The following is a 21,771-nucleotide window of genomic DNA, read 5'->3' as shown; positions in this document are numbered from 1 at the left end:
GATAAATGATTAATAACGATAATACCAATAGTAAACTTTCTGCTATTAAAGTGATAGGTATAGAAAAATGTACAAGCTGTTTTGGATGTGCTAATACTTGTAAATCTAAGGCAATTGAAATGAAAATTTCTGAGGAAGGATTTTATAAACCAGAAATTGTAGAAGATAAATGTATTAATTGCGGTCTTTGCTCTAAAAACTGTCCTGTTATAAGCTTTGAGTCAAATAATTTTACAAAAGAAGAAATAAAAACTTATGCTGCCTTTTCTACAAATGATACTACAAGACTTGCAAGCTCTTCTGGTGGAATTTTTACTGAGATTGCAGAAAGCTTCCTTGAAGAAGGTGGTGTTGTATTCGGTGCTGCCTGGAAAAAAAATTTAACTGTAAAACATATGTGTGTAAACAACAAAGAAGATCTTTCAAAGCTTAGAAGTTCAAAATACATTCAAAGCAATTTAGATAATACTTATTCAACAATTGTAGACTTAGTTGAAAATCAAGGTAAAAAAGTGTTATTTACAGGTACCCCTTGCCAAGTAGCTGCCTTAAAAACTTTTACTAAAAGTGAAAATTTATTTGCAGCAGATGTGGTATGTCATGGAGTTCCTTCTAAAATCATATTTGATAAATACATAAATTTCATTGCCAAAGGACATAAAGTAAATTCATATACCTTTAGAGATAAAAGTAATGGATGGTCAAAATATAAAGTGAAAATGAACATAGACAAAGCAGAACCTTATGAATGCATTACAAGGCAGGACCCATTTTTCCATGGTTTCATATGTGATCTTTATTTAAACTTATCCTGTTACAACTGCAAATTTGCAGCTGTACCCCGTACTGGTGACATAACTATGGGTGACTTCTGGAAAATATCTGAAGACTTGATGGATGAACGTGGAGTTTCCGTAGTACTTGGAAACAATTCTAAAGGCCTTTTATTTTTACATGAACTTGAAAGACAAAATAAAATTAAGCTTTTCAATAAGGATTTGAAGGATGCAATAAAAGGAAATCCCCGTATTCATGATGGTTTCTTAAATATGCGTAAAAAAAGGTCTGAAATTTTATCTAAAGTAAAAGAAGAAGGCTTCCAGTACATTTATGAAAATTACATAAAAAATACTGATAGATATACACCTGATTAAATATAAAGTGTATATAAAATACATGGTAGCTGATAAATAAGTGGCTACCATGTATAGTTATATATTTTATATTATTCTATTGAAGGTGCATGGTGTATTTACTACACATTTTCCACATACTTCACTACCCACACTGTTTGGCTGTTCTCCTGATTCATTAGTATAGGAACTTCCAAACTGTGTATATATTTCTGCATTTTTTCTAGCTACAGCATAACATTTTTGTCTATCATATCCATTTAAAGTTAAAGCACCTGCTGGACAATTCTTTACACATACACCACAGCTTCCATTTTTTTTATATAAACAATATTCTTCTTTCAAGGGCACATCTGGCTCAATATCAAGATTTGTTACAATGGTGCTATATCTCCCGCAGCATCCAATCTTGGTTATCAACATATTATTGATACCAAAAGTTCCCATACCCGCTGCTTTTGCAAAATGTCGGTGAGACCAATTGCTTTTTAATGCTTTTTGGTCAAAAGTAGCAGCTTCAGGTGAAACATCTGCCTTATACCCCATTTTTCTTAATGACTTTATTATATATTCATTAAGTTTGTTAAACATTGCATTGGTTTCTTCATAGGCTAATGCCCATTCAGGCGATGATATATCGCCAGCAACTTTATTAGTATTTGCTAATTCCTCGGTAAACGGCACAAAATAAGCTATTACAATTGATGCATCGGGAATCACTTCAGTAGGCAATCCATGAGTTGCTGTAATTAGTTCCTTCAACTTTAAAATATAGGGATGTTTTGCATCTGCAAAGCCTACCAAAGGCTCACCCCATTTCGTTGAAATATCTATTTTCTGTTGGTAGTCCATAACAAAGTCACGTATCTTAGCAGTGATTTTTTCTTTCACAAAAAAGCACATCCTTTCTTCTTATTAAGGAATATTTTCAAGTAGTCATTTAAAATGTTACCTATATATTATTATATCTCTTAAATTAGACAAGTCTTTGCTAAAATACAGTTACTTTTTAGTCTATTTTTTGATTTTTTTCTAAACTCTGAAGGTGATATTTTTTCTATGTGCTTAAATACTTTAGTAAATGATGAATTGTGTTCGTAACCTACCATTTGAGAAATTTGTAAAATTGTTAAGTTTGTATTTAGAAGAAATTCTTTTGCCTTTTTTACTCTTAGATTTTGTACATACTCAATTGGGGAAACATTCATATTATTTTTAAACCATTCACTATAATAACTAACATTATAATGCTCTATATCTGATAATTTCTTTAAATCTATATTTTCAGTAAAATTTTCATTTATATATTTTATAGAATTAGGAAAATTTTCGATAGTAATTAAATTATAAAAGTAGAGGAATAGATTATTTATGGAACTAGAGCTTTTGTTATTATCAGTTTCGCTTAATAATAAATATCGTATAGCTTTCCATTTTTCATTAAATAAAAAATCTTTTCCACCACGCATTTTTTTCATATCATACTTATTCAGCATTTTATCAGGTATATCTAAAACCAAGAATTCATTACTATTATAAGCATTAAAAGTATGTTCACAATCTGGAGGAAGAAAGAATAAAGAATCATCTTTTAACTTTAATCTCTTATAAGTAGTTTCTATAGAAAGCGTACCAAGAAGTGGTAAGATTAATTGCCCATATTCATGAGTATGTGTACTAATTTTAGAATTATATATTCTACGCTCACATTTTATACTATCCAAAAGTATTCCTTCTTTCTTTATATACTATAAATTGCAAATTAACATACTAACCTTATTATAGCATAAATTTAGTATTCTCTATCTTAGTATATAACTCAATTTTTTGAATAAAATTCTCTATAATATAAAAATAAAAGGTTTAGTACTAAAGTTAATTTTACTTTTAGTACTAAACCCTATTTTGTGCAGCCCCAAAATTGCACAAAATTAATCTTTTAAAAATCTTAATTTGACATAGACATATAGCCCTTATTTTTAAATAACAATGTGCTTATATTATGAGGCACTATATAAATTGAACATACCTTTATCCAATACTTTCATTTATAGGTGCTCCTGGAGGTACTATTGGAAATACCTTTTCATCTCTATTTATAGCACATTCTATCAATACTGGTTTGTTCATACTCAATGCCTTTTTAAGTACATCTTCTACTTGTGAGTCTTCAGTTATTTTAAATGCTTCTATATCATAAGCAGCTGCAAGTTTCACAAAATCTACATCAGGCCCCAATTTTGTATTGCAGAATCTTCCTTGATAAAATAAATCCTGCCACTGATGTACCATACCTAAAGCTTGATTATTAAGTACTAATTGAATCATAGGCACTTGATATTTTGCTACAGTTGCTAATTCTGTAGAATTCATTTTAAAACTTCCATCACCTGCTACATTTATAACTTTTTTATCTGGATTGCCTATAGCTGCCCCAATTGCTGCACCCAGACCAAAGCCCATAGTTCCAAGTCCACCAGAAGATACAAAAGTTCTTGGCTTTAAATATTTAAAATATTGTGCAGCCCATATTTGATTCTGGCCTACTTCTGTAGTTATGATACAATCTCCTTTTGTAAGTTCATAAAGTTTTTCTATTATAACCTTTGGACTTAAGCTTCCAACTGGACCATTCACAGGTTTTATCTCTTTCCATTTGCTGATTTGAGAAAGCCATTCTTCATGTCTTTGTTTTTCAAGCTTCTCATTTAGTAAAGTTAAAACTTCTTTTGTATCACCTTTTACAGCTAAATTTATATCTACATTTTTTCCAAATTCTTTAGGGTCAATATCAATATGAATTATTTTTGCATTAGGTGCAAAAGCTTCTACTTTGCTTATTACCCGATCACTAAAACGAGCACCTACTGCAATTAAAAGGTCACATTTAGTTACTGCATAATTTGAACAATGGCTTCCATGCATACCTAGCATACCCATATAGTTTTCATGATCTCCTGGGAAAGCCCCCATTCCCATAAGTGAACATGATACAGGCGCATCTATTTTTTCTGAAAATTCCCTCAATTCTACATTTGCTCCTGATATTATAACTCCTCCACCAGCATATATTACAGGTCTTTGGCTGTTTTTAATCATATCCAATGCTCTTTTTATAGCATTTTCATCTATCTGTTCTTTTTCTGTATCTAAAGCCCCCTGGTTATTTACAACACATTCGTATTCTATTTCAGCCACCTGAATATCTTTAGGTAAATCTACAACTACCGGACCTGGACGCCCGCTGCTTGCTACTTTAAATGCTCTTCTTATTGTATCCACAAGTTTGTCTGGATCTGTAACTATATAATTTTCTTTTGTTATAGGTACTGTAATTCCAGTAATGTCAACCTCTTGGAATGAATCCTTTCCCAAAAGGCTCTGAGGTACCTGTCCTGTAAACACTACCAAAGGTACTGAATCCATATAAGCTGTAGCAATACCTGTAACTGCGTTTGTAGCTCCAGGTCCAGAGGTTGTTAGTACAACCCCTGTTTTACCTGTTGATCTTGCATAACCATCTGCTGCGTGAGCTGCCCCTTGTTCATGAGCAGTTAGTATGTGAGTTAATCCTTCTGTAGAATACAGGGCATCATAAATTGGTAACACTTGCCCACCTGGATAACCAAATATTGTGTCTATACCCTGTTCTTTTATACATTCCAATAATACCTGTGCACCCTTTAACTTCATAATGATAGCCCCCTTAAACTTTCTTATTTACTTTGAACCCATGGCATCATGGCTCTTAATTCTTTTCCAACTGTTTCGATAAGTTGATTTTGTTCTTGTCTTCTCTTAGCATAGAAAGATGGTCTATTAACTTGGTTTTCAAGAAGCCAGTTCTTTGCAAATGTTCCATCTTGTATTTCCTTTAAAACTTGTCTCATTTCTTTTCTTGTTTCCTCTGTTATAAGTCTCTTTCCTACACAATAATCTCCATATTCAGCAGTATCACTTATAGAATATCTCATACGGCTTAAGCCACCTTCATACATAAGATCTACAATTAGCTTCATTTCATGAAGACATTCAAAATATGCATTTTCAGGAGCATAACCTGCATCAACTAAAGTTTCAAAGCCTGCTTTTATAAGTTCTGTTACTCCTCCACAAAGTACTGCTTGTTCTCCAAATAAATCTGTTTCTGTTTCATCTTTAAAAGTAGTTTTAAGTACTCCTGCTCTTGTTCCACCTATACCTTTTGCATATGCAAGTGCATAGTCCATAGCTTTTCCACTATAATCTTGATGCATTGCAATTAAGCAAGGTACTCCTTTTCCCTGTTGATATTCTCTTCTTACAAGATGTCCTGGTCCTTTTGGTGCTACCATTATAACATCTACATTTGCTGGTGGAACTATTTGATTAAAATGAATGTTAAAACCATGAGCAAACATCAATACTTTTCCTTCTGTAAGATTTGGTTCTACACTTTCTTTATAAAGTTTGCTTTGTTTTTCATCTGGAACTAACATCATTACAAAATCTGCAGCCTTCACAGCATCAGCAGATTCCATTACTTTAAGACCTGCTTCTTCTGCTATCTTCCATGATTTACTTCCCTTATATAAACCTACTACTACATCTACTCCACTTTCTTTTAAATTTAAAGAATGAGCATGACCTTGACTTCCATAACCTATAACAGCTACTGTTTTTCCCTTTAATAATTCTAAATTAGCATCCTTATCATAATAAACCTTTAATCTTTCCATTTTATATTCCTCCTAAATTTCCTCTTTAATTATAATATTTTTGAATTTATTGAATTTATTTACTGTAAAAGTTTAAAAAATTTTTTGTAGGTGCCCTTTGAAGGCACCTAGAGCTAAAATTCTTTTAAAACTTTACCTAGTCTTTTAATTCCTTCTACTATTTTTTCATCCTGCATACTTGAAAAGTTAAGTCTGAAATTATTCTTATGTGTTTCATTTGCATAAAAAGCTACACCTGGTACAAATCCAACTTTTTCATCCATAGCTTTCATTAACACTTTAGAAGCATCCATTTCTTCAGGTAAAGTCACCCATATGAAAAGTCCTCCTTCTGGATGTGTAAAGGAACAATTTTTAGGAAACTCCTCTTCCATAGTCTTTATCATTAAGTCTCTTCTTACCTTATAAACTTTATTTATTTTCTTTACATTTTCATTGATGTCATACATCTTCATATATAATGCTGTTTCTTTTTGTGACATTGTATTAGTTTGAAGATCTACAGATTGTTTAACTAAAACATATTGATTGAAGGTTTCCTTATCATTTGTACAAACCCATCCAAGTCTAAGTCCTGGACAGAATATTTTAGAAAAAGTTCCATGATAAATTACATGTTCACTTTTATCAAAACTCTTTATAGCTGGTAGTCTTTCTCCTTCAAATCTTAAGTTTCCATAAGGATTATCCTCTAATATAAGTACATCATATTTTTCAGCAAGTTCTACCATTTTCTTTCTTCTCTCTACTGGAAGAGTTCTTCCTGTTGGATTTTGAAAATCTGGAACTGTATATATGAATTTTGCTTTTGGATTTTCTTTTAAAGCTTTTTCTAGATCTTCCATGATCATTCCATCTTCATCCATTGCTACTTCTACAAATTTAGGACCATAAGCTTTAAATGCCATTATTGCTCCTAAATAACTTGGACTTTCACAAATAACTACATCATCTTTATCTAAGAAAATTCTTCCTGAGAACTCTAAAGCTTGTTGTGAACCACAAGTTACTAGTATATTTTCTGCTTTAGTTTCTACTCCTGAAGCTTTCATAATTTGATCTGCAATTGCTTCTCTTAGTTCCATTTGCCCCTCTGTGGAACTATATTGAAGAGCATTTTTTCCATCCTGCTCTAATACCTTTTTTGAAACTTCTTTCATCTCCTCTATGGGAAACAGCTCCCCAGCTGGTAACCCCCCTGCAAAAGATATTACATCAGGCATCCCAGTTAGTTTCATTATAAGAGCTATACTCTCATCTGATTCACTTGGGCCATCGCCCTTCATTCTACTTGCAAATTTGTTTTTCATTTATAGCACCCCTTTTTATGTATAATTTTAGGTCATATGCATTTTTTATACAGAAAAAAGTATAAAAAAAATCAAACCTCTTCCCATTTGGGGCGAGGTTTGATCGCGTTACCACCCATATTTATAACTTAATTCAAATAACGACTTTACGCCGGCATAGCTTACTAATTTCAGCTCGCTGCTCCTGGGTGATTTTCAACAGCTTCCAATTTGTGAGCTTTCACCTGCCCTCACTCTCTAAAAAATCTTTCACTATTTACTCTTCCCATATCATAGCATTTAGTTTTAATAATCAATTTTAAGTTTCTCGTTGAAACCTTTTTTTATAATCTACTATACTTTTTAAAACTTGTCAACAGTTTTTTTTATTCTCCAATTTTTTCATTTCTGGGGTTCTTAAAAACTGCTATGTCACATATCATAAGTTTTTATTTTATATTTGTCAATAGCTTTTTTTTAATTTTCAAAAATGTTTTTTTAATATATTATAGTCTTAAATGCAAAAAATTAAAGCATATATATGTTAGCTAAAATCTACTTGAATTTAAAAAATCATATTTATGTTTTTATGATTTTTTTTATTCTTTTTCCTGCGAAAAAAATTTTAAAATTTAGTTGACGAGAAAAAATTTTTTGTAGTATAATGTGGTAAAACTTAATTAAAAAGCTATGACAGGGAAGAGTATGCATATATTATATTTTAAAGAGAGTGGGAACAAGGTGAAAGCCCGTAAATCTAAATTTGCTGAAAATCACCCTTGAGCTGTAAGCTGAATCTAAAATAGTAAGCTGCACCGGCATTTGCCGTTATTAACATGAAGTTAAAAATTGGGTGGTACCGCGAACAGATCTCGCCCCAGATTAGGGTGAAGATCTGTTTTTTTATTGCAAAAATATAATTTACTTAACATTAGAAAGAAGGCTTTATACATGGAATTTAAAAAATTTGGAAGCAAATATGTAGTCAGATTGGACAAAGGAGATGAAATACTAAACTCTATTACTGAATTTTGTAAGCAGGCAAAAGTATCTCTTGGAAACATAACTGGAATTGGAGCTTGTGACAAAGCTGTACTAGGTGTTTTTGATTGTAAAACTCAAACTCATGTAGAAAAAGAATTTGTAGGACACTATGAAATATCCTCACTGCTTGGCAATATAACAAATCTTAATGGTGAACCATTTGTTCACGCTCATATATGCCTTTCTGGCAGCAATTATTCCACAATAGGAGGTCATTTACATTCTGCTGTAATTAATATCATAGGTGAAATAGTTATTGATACAATAGATGGTGAAGTAGGCAGGGAATTTAACTCTTCTGTAGGTGCTGAAGCATTGAAATTCTAAAAAAATTTTCAAGTATGTAACACAACTTTTTAGAGGACAGAGGACATTGAAGGATAATTTTTCTACGCTACACTTGTGAAAAATCTTCAATTAAATTTTTGATGACTCGTTTCACTAAAGTGAGACATTGCTAATCCATATAAATTTAAAGATTCTTTTGCATTAGCAAAAAATCAACCTTCATTTTCTTCCGTTCTCTGTTGATTATACTCATATCACGGAATAAGATTCAATCTAGCAATTTCATTTTAACCTAACGTACTAATATATTTTATGCATTTTTTTATTCATAATTATCGTAATGTTATTTTTTTAATTCAAAATGCTTATAAAAATGCAAGCCAATATTAACTACTTTTAATTCAAGTAGTTAAATAGAAAAGTAACAATCTTCACTATATTCAATTTAATCGTAATAATAAAATTGTGTTGTAAAAATTTCAATCCGTAAATTACATACATAATAATTTCAAAGCTCTTTTTCTATTTAAATTATTTAAACATTATATTTTCATATTAAACTCCTGAATCCATCTTCCACTTAAATAGCTTCCTACTGAAACATAACTTCTGAGTCTTAATCTCACGCTGTCAATAAGCAAGTATTATCCTATGGATTTTATATTTACTGAAAATAAATGTAAGAAAAAAATGCTTCCTATCTATTTAAATAGGTTTTAAAAGAATCTATAAAATTAAAACTACCTTTATGTAAATTTAAAGATTTTCCCATAATATATGAAAAAGCATTTATCTTTTTAATATATTCATCTCTATTCCATGAAAACAATTCAGGATCAAATAAAAAATTAGCATTTACTAAGAAAAACTCCGCTATTTCATCAGCAAACTCTGTTTTAAATACACCTTCATCAATTCCCTGATTTATGATACTTAAAACAATAGGTTTATAACTATCTATAATATAAATCATGAACTTTCTATGTAAAGTGGAATACTCTTCATCATGAAGAATACTGACAAAACCTGCTTTATTAAAATTAATATCAACTTCTATTAATTTTTCAAGTTTTTTTATAGCACTAATGTTAACATTACTTATTATTTTATTGAATTCATTAACAGTTTTTTCTAAGTGCCGTTGAAAAATAGAAACACAAATATCTTCTTTAGATTTGAAATAATAATAAAAAGTTCCTTGTGCAACAGAAACCTTTTTTACAATATCACTTACAGAAGTGTTCCTATAGCCAAGTGTTGAAAAAAGCTCTTCTGCCACATCTATTAATTCGTTTTTTCTCTCTTCTGGTTTTTTTGTTATTCTAGACATATGACCTCCCAATTATATTAATCTAATATAATTTTACAAATGCTGTAGTTATAAGTCAAGAAAACAACATTTCTATGTCTAGATTATTTTGTAGTTTCTTTAATTTGTTAATAAACATAAAAAGTTCAACTTTTATGCTCATTGACTTACGTCAGTCAGTAATATATACTTATATTTGACTGACGTCAGTTAATAAAAAAAACATATATTCAATTCACTAGATAATGTTAAATTTAATACAATGAAAGGAATGAACATAAAATGAATAATACAAGTCAATTAGCAAAAGATCCTGTACATATATTACTATTTAAATTTTCAACTCCAGCAATTATAGCTATGTTAGCTAATGCACTTTATAATGTATGCGATAGAATATTTGTTGGAAGGGGGGTTGGTACATTAGGTATTTCAGCAATAACAGCAGCATACCCTATTTCCTTGATAATAATAGCATTTTCCATGCTTGTTGGAATAGGTGCAGTATCATTAGTATCAATTAAATTAGGTGAACAAAATATCAATGAAGCTGAACTTGTTTTAGGAAATACATTCACTTTATCAGTTATAGTATCAATAGTGTTAACTTTTTTAGGATATATTTTTATAGACCCAGTTTTAAATGTCTTTGGCGGTAAAGGAGAAGTATTAATTTATTCTAAAGAATATACAAATATATTTTTGCTAAGTACTTTATTTCAAATATTAGGATTCTCAATGAATAGTATTTTACGTGGTCAAGGAAATGCTAAAAAAGCAATGCAAAATATGTTAGCAGGAATTATATTAAATATCATATTTAATCCTATCTTTATATTTATGTTTAATATGGGTATTAAAGGGTCAGCTTTAGCAACAGTCCTTTCTATAACAATTACTTCAATATGTGCAACATATTCTTTTCTTTCTAAAAAAAGTACATTAAAACTGTATGTTAAAAATTTGAAATTAAAAAAACATATACTTTTTAAAATCTTATCAATTGGTGTATCAGCATTCTTAATGCAACTAGCAATGTGTCTAATAACTATTGTTTTTAATAAAAGATTTGAAATTTATGGCGGCAACATATCATTAGCAACTTATGGGATAATAAATAGCTTATTTATGCTGATATTTATGCCTATAAACGGCATAATTCAAGGTGTACAACCTATAATAGGATATAATTATGGTTTCAAAAACTTCAAACGTGTAAAGAAAGCATTAAATATATCGCTTATATCTGTAACTATCATTTCAATTATAGGTTTCTTAATACTGGAACTATTTAGTGATAATATAATTAGAATTTTTAGTATAAGCAATTCTAAATTAATTACTATAGGATCTCATGCAATAAAAATATGTGCATCAATGATTCCATTTGTAGGGATTCAGATTTTAGGATCAAATTATTTTCAATTTATTGGTAAAGCAAAACATTCTATAATTCTATGCACATTAAGACAAGTTATACTTTTGATTCCATTGATTATTATATTGCCTATTTTTTTGAAATTAGATGGTATATGGTTATCAATACCAATATCAGACTTCATTTCTTCAATAATTACAATAGTATTATTATTTAAAGAAGTAAAAAATTTAAGTAACAAATAATGAATCATAGTATAATAATCATATCTATAAAATAAAAGGAATAGATAGTTATAAATAATTTGGTTACAGTTATATTTTAAAAAATAACCTAAACTAAATATATTATATCTCAATGATTATGTCATAATTTTTAATCACTATAACTTATAATTAAATATAATTTTCACTTACTAAAATTACCTATAACAGTGTAATTAAATATATACATTAGAAGTTGAATTGGTAACTTTTGCATTACATAAAAAGAACTGTGGAATATATAAATTTCACAGTTCTTTTTTCATTTAAATCTATTTAAATACTGTTTTTTAAATTAAAGCCATATACAATGGTATAAACAACAAACTTAACACAGTAGTAATCACAGTCATTACTGTACCATATTTATGATCTGCGTTATAAGCTCTAGCTACTATAGCCGTATTTGTCATAACTGGCATAGCTGCTTGTATTACAAATACTTGTTTCATTAGCAAAGGTACTGGATAGTAATAAGCCATAATAAAGATTAATAATGGAGATATTAAAAATCTTCCTAAAATTATAGCGATCATATCCCTACTTATCTTTATTTCGCTCTTATCAACAGAATAAATTGTTATACCTATAAACAGCATAGATAATGGTGTTGTAAGATTCCCCATGTATTTACATGTATCTAATACAAACTTAGGTAACTGAATATTAAATAATATAAGTAAAATAGATACTATAAATCCCATTAAAGGTGGTGACATTATTCTTTTTAATGTTTCTTTAGATAATATACCTGCCGAGCATTTTCCATCAGAAGTTTGTCCATCTTTACAAATTCCATAAGCTCCAATAGTCCAAAAAAATGTAGTATTTGCTATATAGTACAGCAAAACATAAGGAACACTTTTACTTCCAAAAAGAGCCATATTTACTGGAAGTCCAATAAAAATTGAATTTGAAACAAAAAACATGGATCTAAAGGTACCTATTCTTCCTTTTTTTACTTTTATTATTTTACTTACAGCTATAGCTATTAGGTAACACACTGCCATAGATAAAAAAGGAATTATTAAGCCTTTAGCCAAATGGCCAAGCTTTTCCTTATCAAAATTGCTCATCAAATCTGATACCATAAGACAAGGCAATGCTAGATTACAAACTAATTTTGCAAAAACCTTAGATATTTTTTCGTCTAACCACTTTTTTGAAGTTAATATATATCCAATAGATATCATAATAACTATACTTAGTACACTTCCTACTGCATTCATTACTACCATACTTCCCCCTCCTTTGATGTCTATTATATTATGTCACACAAATCAAATTTTTGAAAGTTTTTGCCTCATTATTTTATTTCTATATTTTTTTATTTTTATATTATTTAGTTTACTTTAGAGGTTAATTTACATAATATGCGAATTGTTAACCGTAAATAACAACTTAAATTTAATAACATTACTAAAATGAAGGTATTGATAAAAATTAACATAATATCATTTCATCAAGTGATTCTTAGGTTCAGATGAAGTTTGCTTATTAGAATGACCTTCTTCATCTGAACCTTAGAAGAACTTATCCAGGCGCGTAGCAGTGCTTATCCCCTACTTTGATAGATTGGGGTGTTAGCAATGGTAGCGATCGGATAAATGTATCACATTGCATTTTATCATAAATTATTGTAAATTTTACATTGTAATTACTTGTTTTCACATTTGTAACAGCTATAATGATATTTATGGATAAATTGTAATACTTAAAATATGACAACTGGTACAATAAAAAGTATAAGTTGAAGCCTAAATATTCATTTTGCAAACAATAATTAATATTATAATGATTATTAACTCAACTTTCGCAGTTTAAAAAATGCTTAATACTATTTTTTAAATACAAAACTATATATGAGAAAGTTGGACTATACAAAAGAAAGGCAGGAAAGATAATGATCAAGGTTCAAGCGTTGACTAAAACATTTAAAAGTATTTCAGCTGTAGACAATATTAGCTTTGAAGTTAATAATGGAGAAATAGTTGGACTTTTAGGGGAAAATGGAGCAGGAAAGACAACTACCCTTAGAATGCTGGCAACTATGCTAAGGCCAACATCAGGCACAGCCTTAATAAATAATTATGATGTAAATAAAGATTCAGAAAGTGTAAGAGGCGAAATAGGAATACTTTTCGGTGGAGAAGTTGGTCTTTATGATAGATTAACTGGAAGAGAAAACATAAGCTATTTTGCACAGCTTAATGGAATGTCAAAGGAAGAAACTGAAGAAAGCATAAAATATTTAGCAAAAAATCTTGAAATGGAAGAGTATTTAGATAGAAGAGTAGGTAAATTTTCAAGAGGAATGAAACAAAAAATTTCCATAGCAAGGTCCATAGTTCATAACCCTTCCGTAGTGTTATTTGATGAACCTACATCAGGACTTGATGTTACAGCAGCTAGAATAGTACAAAACTTTATAAAAAAGTGCAAATTAGATAATAAAGCTGTTATATTTTCAAGTCACAGCATGGCTGAAGTGGAAAAGCTTTGTGATAGAATTATAATAATTCACAAAGGAAAAATTATAGAAACAGGAACTATAGAAAGTTTAAAAAGTAAATATAATAGTAATGATATGGAAGAAATATTTATGAGTTTAGTGGGTGATTCAAATGAAAAATAATGTTATAAAAGTAGTACTAAAAAAAGAATTATTGGATATGTTTAGAGATAAAAAAACAATAATTATGAGTATATTAATTCCAATTTTAATTTTACCTATACTTTCATTTGTTATAGGCATGGCTACCAATGATAATCAAAAGAAGGTACAAAACAATTTAAAAGTAGCTATAATAGATAAAGGAAATAGTAACTTTAAATCCTTCTTAAAATCACAAAAGAATATTAAAATAACCGAATCCACTAATATAAAGCAGGATGTAAAAGATGGTAAAATTTTAGCAGCAATAACTATACCACAAGGCTTTGATGAAAATATAAATAAGGATATGAATGAAAATATTACATTAACTTATGATAACTCCAGCAGTGATGGCACACAAGCTTCTGAAATATTAAATTCTTATATAGAAAAATATTCAAAGACTATAGTTTCAAAAAGATTAGAAAAAAGAAACATTGATTCTAAAATATTAAATCCAATAAATGTAGTGCAGAATACCATAGAAAAAAAGGAAAGTGGTATGGGAATGTCGCTGCTTAATGTAGTGGTACCTTTACTTTTAATAATAGGAAGTGTAGGTAATACAGTAGCACCCGCATTAGATTTAGGCGTAGGAGAAAAAGAAAGGGGTACTTTAGAACCACTTTTAACTACAAAGGCAAACAGAATGTCTTTACTTTGGGGTAAATTTCTTGCAATTACCATAATGGGACTTATAGTATCCTTAGCAAACATTGCAGGATTACTTATTGCAATAAATCAAACTGGTGGAATTTTTCAAAATGCAAAGGATGTTAATATTGCTATGAGCACCATTGCTTTAATAATGATTTTACCTATAATGTTAACAATGGTTTTTGGAGCTTTAGGCCTGTCCATAAGTATTTATGCAAAATCATCAAAGGAAGCTCAAACCTATTTAAGCCCTGTTTCAATAGTAGCAATGATATTAGTTTATGCCACAATGATGAAGGATGGTAAAAGTATAGAAACTTATTTCTTTAATATACCTATTGCCAATGCTTCTTGCCTCATGAAAGAATTTTTAGTTGGAATACACAATTATACACACATAGGCATAACCTTTGGCTGGATGATATTATATGTAATTGGTTCAATTTTATTTGCAAGATATATGTTTAATAAAGAAAGTGTTATTTTTAGAGCTTAGTGCTCTAAAATAACACTTTTATGTTTTTGGGAAAAATATAATTTTCACACTTGTTAACAATAACTTTACAGTTTTGTAATTATTTTGCCATAGAAATGACATATTCATTTGTTATAAATTTCAAGTGGGACAAAAATACTGAGAGGTGATAATCTTGATAAAAATTGATAACCTATCAAAAAATTATGGTAACCATACAGCTGTAAATGCTATTAATTTAGAAATAAAGAAAGGAGAAATTGTTGGTCTTTTAGGTCCAAATGGTGCAGGAAAATCCACCACCATGAATATAATAACTGGGTACATATCCGCTACAGAGGGTTCAGTATCAATAGATGGATTTGATATATTAAAAAATCCAATTCAGGCTAAAAAAAGAATAGGATATCTACCTGAAATTCCTCCTTTATATACAGATATGACCGTTGAAGAATATTTAATTTTTGTAAGCAAATTAAAAAAGGTGGAAAAAAATAAAAGTAAGGAACATATTGATACAATTCTAGAATCAATTAAACTAACTGATGTACGTAAAAGGCTTATTAAAAATCTTTCTAAAGGTTATAAACAGAGAGTTGGATTGGCACAAGCTATAGTTGGAAACCCTGAAGTTCTTATATTAGATGAACCAACTGTAGGATTAGATCCAAAACAAATTATTGAAATTAGAGACTTAATCTCAAAGCTTGGAAAGGAGCATACAATTATCCTAAGTTCTCACATACTTTCAGAAGTAAGTGCAATATGTGATAGAGTTGTAATTATAAATAAAGGTTCTATTGTTGCAGAAGGTACTCCTGAAGATTTATCACATAAGCTAACCTGTGGAACAAAGATAGCCTTAAGGGTAAAGAGTTCAAAGGCTGAAGCAGACGAAGTTATAAAGAATATACCTTATATTAATTCTATAACTGATGATGGTATTAAAGAACCTAATACTATAGATCTGATAGTTGAAGGTAAAGAGGATTATGATTTGCGAGAAAACTTATTTAATGCCTTTAGCAAAGCAAATATTCCTTTACTTATGATGAAACCATTAAATCTAACCTTAGAGGAAATATTCTTAGAAGTAACAGATGAATCAAAGGAGGTATCTTGAAATGCTGCAAATATTAAGTAAAGAATTGAAATCATATTTTCATTCTTCTGCTTCTTATATTTTTTTATTTGTTTTTTTATTAATATCAGGCATATTTTTTACATTGTCAAACCTAATGCCTGGAAATGGCTATTATACTGATATAGTGTACTCAATGATATTTGTATTTTTATTTCTTGTGCCTATTTTAACTATGAGGATAATTGCAAGTGAAACCCATGAAAAAACGGATCAATTACTATTAACTTCACCATTAAAAATATGGGAAATAGTTGTTGGTAAATTTTTAGCATCTACTATAGTTTTTCTTATAGGTGTAATAATAACTTTTATATATCCTTTAATACTAAAAAAATTAGGCTCCTTCCCTGTAGGTGAAACCATTGGTGCATATATTGGCTTTGTTCTAGTTGGACTTTGCTTTATTTCAATAGGTATTTTTATTTCAGCTTTAACTGAAAATCAAGTTACTGCTGCAGTAGCTACTTTTGGTACCTTGTTTATCATATGGATACTTGACTGGATAGGCAGTGGACTACCTACCTCTACTATATCTGGAGTTATTTTTGCAGAAATTTTAGTTTTAATTATAGCCTTATTTTTATATTATAATGCTCAAAACGTAATTATAAGTGCTTCTAGTTTAGTTATAGGTTCTTTAATAGTTCTTGGAATTTATATAAAAAATAAAAGTCTATTCGATGGTTTTATAGTAAAATTTGTTGATTGGTTTTCATTAATAAAACGCTATGAACCCTTCAATATGGGTATGCTCAGTGCAGGTTCAATAGCATACTATATATCATTTTGTGCATTTTTCATACTTCTTACTATAAATGTTATTGATAGAAGAAGATGGAGCTAGGGAGGTGAAATAGCGTATGAAAAATATAAAAAGTCTTTTTAATAGCAAAAAATCTAAAAAAGGCAGCATAGCTGTACTAACATTAGTGTTAGCTTTAGCTGTTTTAATAGGAATAAATTTGGGTATTGGAAAATTAAATTGGAATAAAGATTTAACTAAGAGCAAAATGTTTACCTTGTCAGATCAAAGCTATAAAATTTTAGATAACTTGAAACAAGATGTAACAATATATGGATTTTATAAATCCGGGCAGGAAAACTATACTGTAAAAACTATTTTGGATCAATATGCTGCTCACTCAAAACACGTTAAAATATTGTATAGAGATCCTTCAAAATATCCTCAGCTTGCTCAAAAATTTAATAAAGATAATAGTAAAGTTGATGTTGGTTCTATAGTTGTTGAAAACGGATCAAAATTTAAGGTTTTAGACCAAAATTCTTTTTTGAATTCCAGTGCCAGTGATACTTCTAATCCATCTACTTCAACAACTCAATCTCTTGCAGTGGAGCAAAATATAACTTCTGGCATACTATATGTAACTTCTGACAAGAGTACTATTATATATACACTGCAGGGTCAAGGGGAAGGTGATGTTTCTTCAGAAATATCCAAGCAGTTATCACTTGAAAATTATACTGTGCAATCTATTAATTTATCCCTTAAAGATGCTAGCATGAAAGAAGATTCCATATTACTTGTAGTATCTCCAAAGAGAGATTTATCTCAGCCAGAAGCAAATACCATAAAAAGCTACCTTTCTAAAGGTGGTAAAGCTTTATTTTTAATGGATGTAACTGAAAATGATTTGCCAAACTTCCAAGCAGTACTAAATAGCTATGGTGTATCACTGCAGAGAGCTGTTTCGGTTGAAGGTGACAACAGCTATGTTTCTCAAAATCCTATATATCTTTTGCCTGAACAAAAAAATCATGACATTATGAACTCATTGATCACTGATAATTTAAGAGTACTCATCCCTGGTGCTCAAAGTATACAAGTATCCAGTAACAAAAAGAGTTCATTAACAATTGATCCACTGCTTACAACTACCAGCAATTCCTGGGGTAAAACTAATTTAAAAAGTGACACATTGGAAAAGCAATCTGGTGATCTAACTGGTCCTTTTAATATAGCTGTAGCTGTAACTGATAAATCCATAAGCCCTAAGTTTAGTGATACAAGAATAGTTGTTGTTGCCAATGCAACCTTTACTAACTCACAAGTAATATCTCTAAGTAATAATGCCAACTTGGATTTTCTCATGAATTCAATTAGCTGGGCTCAAGGAAAAAAAGACAGCATATCAGTTAGACCTAAAAATCTAGACAATTATACACTGCAGGTAAGTGCATTAAGCAGACTAACAGCATCAGCTTTTGCAGTTGTTGTTATACCTGGTGTAATTCTAATAGTGGGAATTGTTGTATGGGCTAGAAGAAGAAAATTATAAAATGTATAAAATTGAATTTAATCCTAAAAGAACGTATATAAATTTGAATATACTCAAATTTATATACGTTCTCTATATTTTATACATGAAAAACTTAAAATACTTCTATGCCCCTAACTTTTCAACAAAGAACTCATCCTTATCATTGTATGTTTCTTGTTTCTTACCAAGTAAACTTATAAATGAACCAGTAATTCTTCCACATACAAAAGCTATTACTACATTAATAACTATTGCTAATAATTGAGTTCCAACATTTCCAGTTATAAACACTGCCACTAATCCTCCAAGTATTCCTGGCATTCCATGTAAATTGTTGATTCCACATGTATCTGTTCCCTTTATAATATTTTCAAGTTTAGGAGCTATAATACTATATCCAATTACACTTAATGCTCCAGCTGCTATTCCTATAAGCATAGCATATCCTGGAGTTGTCATGTCACAAGTGGATCCAATAGCAACTCCTCCAGCCAAAGCAGCATTAGCAATATCCTCTATTTCTATTTTGCCTCTGATTAACTTTGTAAATATGTATGTTGCTAAAGTTGCACCACATAGAGCAAAAATTGTATTTATTGCAGTAAGTACTACCCTTTCTGGTGCTACTATTGCACTGGTAAAAGATGGCCAAAAAATCCATAAGATCATACTTCCAAGAAGAGAAAATTGATTAGAGTTTGGAGTATTTTCACAAACAGGATTCTTTTTAAACTTAGAAAGAGTTGATGCTACTACTCCTAATCCAAAATATGCACCAAAGGCATGTATAACAATTGAACCTCCAGTATCAAGAAAACCTTTAAACATTCCGCTGTCAAGTAGAAGCCATTCATTAAATATATAAGCTGGTACAAATAACAATCCCATTATTATGTATTGATCCATTTTTAAACGTCCTAATGGAGCTCCTATTGCTATAAGTAAACTTGCAGCAGCAAATTCTGCATATATTAAAGTATCTATACTTATAGTTGATTTAACAAAGCTTTCCCCTCCAAAGCTTTTTATAATCACATACATTGGAATTGCTATACTTACAACAAGAAATGTTGCTGTTAATGAAGTGTATCCATGATTTCTTACAAAAGTCATAAGAAATCCAAAACCCACAAGCAGCATAGCCAAAATATGAATAGATCTTTCATACTTTAAAGTGTCAAAAATAGTACTATATTGTATGGAATTTGTGTTTACCTTAGCACTTTCACCATTAATTGCTGATATCCCCATTGACACATTGTGATTAATACTAGGTATTAAAATTAAAGCTGCACCTATAAAAATTAATAATAAAAATATCAATAGTCCTTTTTTTTCAGAACCTTTAGGAATGTTTTCAACTACTTTTTTTGTAGTTAATTGAGCCATTATTTATCCCCCCAATAATGTTTTAATATTTTTTAACTTTATTTTGCAAAATATGAGACAAAAATGTCGCTAGTGTGACACTTTTGTCTCACTTTTTGTATAATAACACTTTTTCTATCATATCAAAAGTGTCATTACATACTTTTATTCATTGAAAACGTTTAAAATACATGAATTTATATTACTAATCTTGTATTCTCATACAATTTACTATAAAGGCTAAATATTCCTGAAATAATTTCTTTAATAATGCATTAGAAAAGCTGTGAAATACAAGTATATTACTTTAATTCCACAGCTTTTATTTAACTTTTATCAATAAAATAAATTGTTATTTATTTATAGTAAACTTTTTTAAATTTTCAATAAAACCTAAAACTTCTTCCTCCTTTGTTGCCCAAGAAGTTACAAGTCTTACCGCAGAATTATATTCATCAACCTTCTCCCAAATGTAAAAGGAATATTCAGCTTGAAGCTTTTCAATTAACTTATCAGGTAAAATTGGAAATATTTGATTTGAAGGTGAATGTGTTAAAAATTTATATCCAGCTGCAGTTATTTCCTTTTTCAATAAATTAGCCATTGCATTAGCATGTCTTGCCAAATCAAAATATAGATCATCTTTAAAAAGTTCTAAAAACTGTATACCAAGAAGCCTTCCTTTAGCAAGCAGTGCTCCTTTTTGTTTAATATGAAATCTAAAGTCTTCTTTAAGAGAATCATTACAAATTACAAGTGCTTCACCCATTAATGCACCATTTTTAGTTCCGCCTATGTAGAAAGCATCTACTAATTTTCCCAAATCAGAAAGTTCCATGTCATTTTCCTCTGAACATAAAGCAGACCCTAATCTTGCACCGTCTACATATAAAATAAGCTTATTTTCCCTGCAAAACTTACTTAAAAGTTCTAATTCATTCTTGCTATATATAGAACCAATTTCTGTAGGATTTGAAATATACACCATCTTAGGCTTTACCATGTGTTCATCAGTATGTGCGTCTAAAGCAGGTTTGATGTCTTCAGGTCTTAATTTACCATCACTTACTTCTATAGAAATAACCTTATGTCCTGTTGCTTCAATAGCTCCAGTTTCATGAACTAAAATATGTCCTGTATTTGCAGCAATAGCAGCTTCATGAGGTCTTAAAAAAGCTGAAATCACAGTTAAATTAGTTTGCGTGCCTCCAACAAATAGATGTATATCAACATCACTACGTCCTATTCTTTCTTTCATTAATTCAATAGCTTTCTGGGTATAAATGTCCTCCCCATATCCTTCTGTCTGCTCTAAATTTGATTCAATTAAAGCCTTTAATATTCTTTCATGTGTCCCTTCACTATAATCATTCTTGAAACTGTACATTATAAATAGCCCTCCTTTTTAATCCTAATTACTAATTTTCCTTACTTTCAATTATATCATATTATTTTTTCATATATTTTCCGAGCTATTTTTTCTTCTAATTTATCAAGATATTCAACTATGATAAAAACTTTTTATTTGCCGTTATTATTTATTAACACAGTATTATTTTCTTCAATTCGTTTTAATATACATTGTTTTAGGATTTCACAGAACAATGTATCAGTCCCATTATTACTTCTATATCTATTTTCATATTTATTATTTAAATTTTTATGAAGTCTATTATTAGATTCAACAATTGAATTTACTCGCATTTTATCACCTCTAATTATAAATACGAAACATGCATCACTTTTTTACGGTGTCCTTAAAGTAAATTT

Annotated in this window: 18 protein-coding genes and 2 other annotated features; of the genes, 8 read left to right on the top strand and 10 right to left on the bottom strand. The window is 29.6% G+C overall.

The genetic code is table 11. The annotated features are described in order from the left end of the window. Positions 1-5: 5 nt before the first annotated feature. Positions 6-1,154, top strand: a complete 1,149-nt coding sequence (locus Q6H37_RS11785; RefSeq protein ID WP_318742117.1) for a Coenzyme F420 hydrogenase/dehydrogenase, beta subunit C-terminal domain — start codon at positions 6-8, stop codon at positions 1,152-1,154. 66 nt (positions 1,155-1,220) lie between these two features. Here the strand turns inward: Q6H37_RS11785 and Q6H37_RS11780 are convergent, their stop codons facing one another. The 5 genes from Q6H37_RS11780 to Q6H37_RS11760 all read right to left on the bottom strand — a co-directional run bounded on the left by Q6H37_RS11780 (position 1,221) and on the right by Q6H37_RS11760 (position 7,161). Then, complete coding sequence (locus Q6H37_RS11780; RefSeq protein ID WP_318742116.1) at positions 1,221-2,024, bottom strand: epoxyqueuosine reductase; 804 nt, start codon at positions 2,022-2,024, stop codon at positions 1,221-1,223. An 80-nt stretch (positions 2,025-2,104) separates the two neighbouring features. After that, a complete protein-coding gene (locus Q6H37_RS11775; RefSeq protein ID WP_318742115.1) occupies positions 2,105-2,857 on the bottom strand; it encodes an AraC family transcriptional regulator in 753 nt (250 codons plus the stop codon). Positions 2,858-3,164: 307 nt separating this feature from the next. Then, positions 3,165-4,826 carry a biosynthetic-type acetolactate synthase large subunit gene (gene ilvB / locus Q6H37_RS11770; protein WP_318742114.1) on the bottom strand — a complete coding sequence of 554 codons (1,662 nt, stop codon included), beginning with the start codon at positions 4,824-4,826 and terminating at the stop codon, positions 3,165-3,167. 23 nt (positions 4,827-4,849) lie between these two features. Further along, the gene (ilvC, locus tag Q6H37_RS11765; RefSeq protein WP_318742113.1) at positions 4,850-5,851 is read right to left on the bottom strand and encodes a ketol-acid reductoisomerase; all 1,002 of its coding nucleotides are present in this window, start codon (positions 5,849-5,851) and stop codon (positions 4,850-4,852) included. A 113-nt stretch (positions 5,852-5,964) separates the two neighbouring features. Continuing rightward, the gene (locus Q6H37_RS11760) at positions 5,965-7,161 is read right to left on the bottom strand and encodes a PLP-dependent aminotransferase family protein (protein ID WP_007061398.1); all 1,197 of its coding nucleotides are present in this window, start codon (positions 7,159-7,161) and stop codon (positions 5,965-5,967) included. A gap of 85 nt (positions 7,162-7,246) precedes the next feature. Then, positions 7,247-7,444: a binding site (T-box leader), on the bottom strand. Positions 7,445-7,821: 377 nt separating this feature from the next. Further along, positions 7,822-8,023 (top strand) — a binding site (T-box leader). A 68-nt stretch (positions 8,024-8,091) separates the two neighbouring features. Between Q6H37_RS11760 and Q6H37_RS11755 the strand changes: the two genes are divergently transcribed. Next, positions 8,092-8,511 (top strand): PPC domain-containing DNA-binding protein, encoded by a 420-nt coding sequence (locus Q6H37_RS11755; protein ID WP_318742112.1) that lies wholly within the window; start codon positions 8,092-8,094, stop codon positions 8,509-8,511. Positions 8,512-9,169: 658 nt separating this feature from the next. Here the strand turns inward: Q6H37_RS11755 and Q6H37_RS11750 are convergent. After that, entirely contained in the window at positions 9,170-9,802 is a 633-nt protein-coding gene (locus Q6H37_RS11750) for a TetR/AcrR family transcriptional regulator (RefSeq protein ID WP_318742111.1), read from the bottom strand. A 261-nt stretch (positions 9,803-10,063) separates the two neighbouring features. Here Q6H37_RS11750 and Q6H37_RS11745 point away from each other — a divergent pair, with 261 nt between their 5' ends. Beyond that, entirely contained in the window at positions 10,064-11,404 is a 1,341-nt protein-coding gene (locus Q6H37_RS11745) for an MATE family efflux transporter (protein WP_318742110.1), read from the top strand. A 308-nt stretch (positions 11,405-11,712) separates the two neighbouring features. Here the strand turns inward: Q6H37_RS11745 and Q6H37_RS11740 are convergent, their stop codons facing one another. Then, positions 11,713-12,660 carry an AEC family transporter gene (locus Q6H37_RS11740; protein ID WP_318742109.1) on the bottom strand — a complete coding sequence of 316 codons (948 nt, stop codon included), beginning with the start codon at positions 12,658-12,660 and terminating at the stop codon, positions 11,713-11,715. Between the two features lie 665 nt (positions 12,661-13,325). On the opposite strand from Q6H37_RS11740, the gene Q6H37_RS11735 reads away from it, so the two are divergent. From Q6H37_RS11735 to Q6H37_RS11715, 5 genes are all read left to right on the top strand, one after another. Then, positions 13,326-14,057: an ATP-binding cassette domain-containing protein gene (locus Q6H37_RS11735; RefSeq protein ID WP_318742108.1), complete on the top strand. Its 732-nt coding sequence runs from the start codon at positions 13,326-13,328 to the stop codon at positions 14,055-14,057. Beyond that, entirely contained in the window at positions 14,047-15,231 is a 1,185-nt protein-coding gene (locus tag Q6H37_RS11730; RefSeq protein WP_318742107.1) for an ABC transporter permease, read from the top strand. Before Q6H37_RS11735 ends, Q6H37_RS11730 begins: the two co-directional genes overlap by 11 nt. A gap of 145 nt (positions 15,232-15,376) precedes the next feature. Further along, on the top strand, positions 15,377-16,333 hold the full coding sequence (locus tag Q6H37_RS11725; protein ID WP_318742106.1) for an ABC transporter ATP-binding protein: 957 nt from the start codon (positions 15,377-15,379) through the stop codon (positions 16,331-16,333). A 1-nt stretch (position 16,334) separates the two neighbouring features. Then, positions 16,335-17,198, top strand: a complete 864-nt coding sequence (locus tag Q6H37_RS11720; protein ID WP_318742105.1) for an ABC transporter permease — start codon at positions 16,335-16,337, stop codon at positions 17,196-17,198. Positions 17,199-17,214: 16 nt separating this feature from the next. Continuing rightward, positions 17,215-18,651: a GldG family protein gene (locus tag Q6H37_RS11715; protein ID WP_318742104.1), complete on the top strand. Its 1,437-nt coding sequence runs from the start codon at positions 17,215-17,217 to the stop codon at positions 18,649-18,651. A 105-nt stretch (positions 18,652-18,756) separates the two neighbouring features. Here the strand turns inward: Q6H37_RS11715 and Q6H37_RS11710 are convergent, their stop codons facing one another. The 3 genes from Q6H37_RS11710 to Q6H37_RS11700 all read right to left on the bottom strand — a co-directional run bounded on the left by Q6H37_RS11710 (position 18,757) and on the right by Q6H37_RS11700 (position 21,705). Then, entirely contained in the window at positions 18,757-20,022 is a 1,266-nt protein-coding gene (locus Q6H37_RS11710) for an ammonium transporter (protein WP_318742103.1), read from the bottom strand. 331 nt (positions 20,023-20,353) lie between these two features. Further along, on the bottom strand, positions 20,354-21,388 hold the full coding sequence (locus Q6H37_RS11705) for a low specificity L-threonine aldolase (RefSeq protein WP_318742102.1): 1,035 nt from the start codon (positions 21,386-21,388) through the stop codon (positions 20,354-20,356). Positions 21,389-21,522: 134 nt separating this feature from the next. Further along, complete coding sequence (locus tag Q6H37_RS11700) at positions 21,523-21,705, bottom strand: hypothetical protein (RefSeq protein ID WP_318742101.1); 183 nt, start codon at positions 21,703-21,705, stop codon at positions 21,523-21,525. Positions 21,706-21,771: the final 66 nt, after the last annotated feature.

The organism is Clostridium sp. JS66, assembly GCF_033561535.1.
GTDB classification, from domain to species: Bacteria; Bacillota; Clostridia; order Clostridiales; family Clostridiaceae; genus Clostridium_AM; species Clostridium_AM carboxidivorans.
Note: the sequence above shows the minus strand (reverse complement) of the source record. Positions and strands in the feature narration are given on the sequence as shown.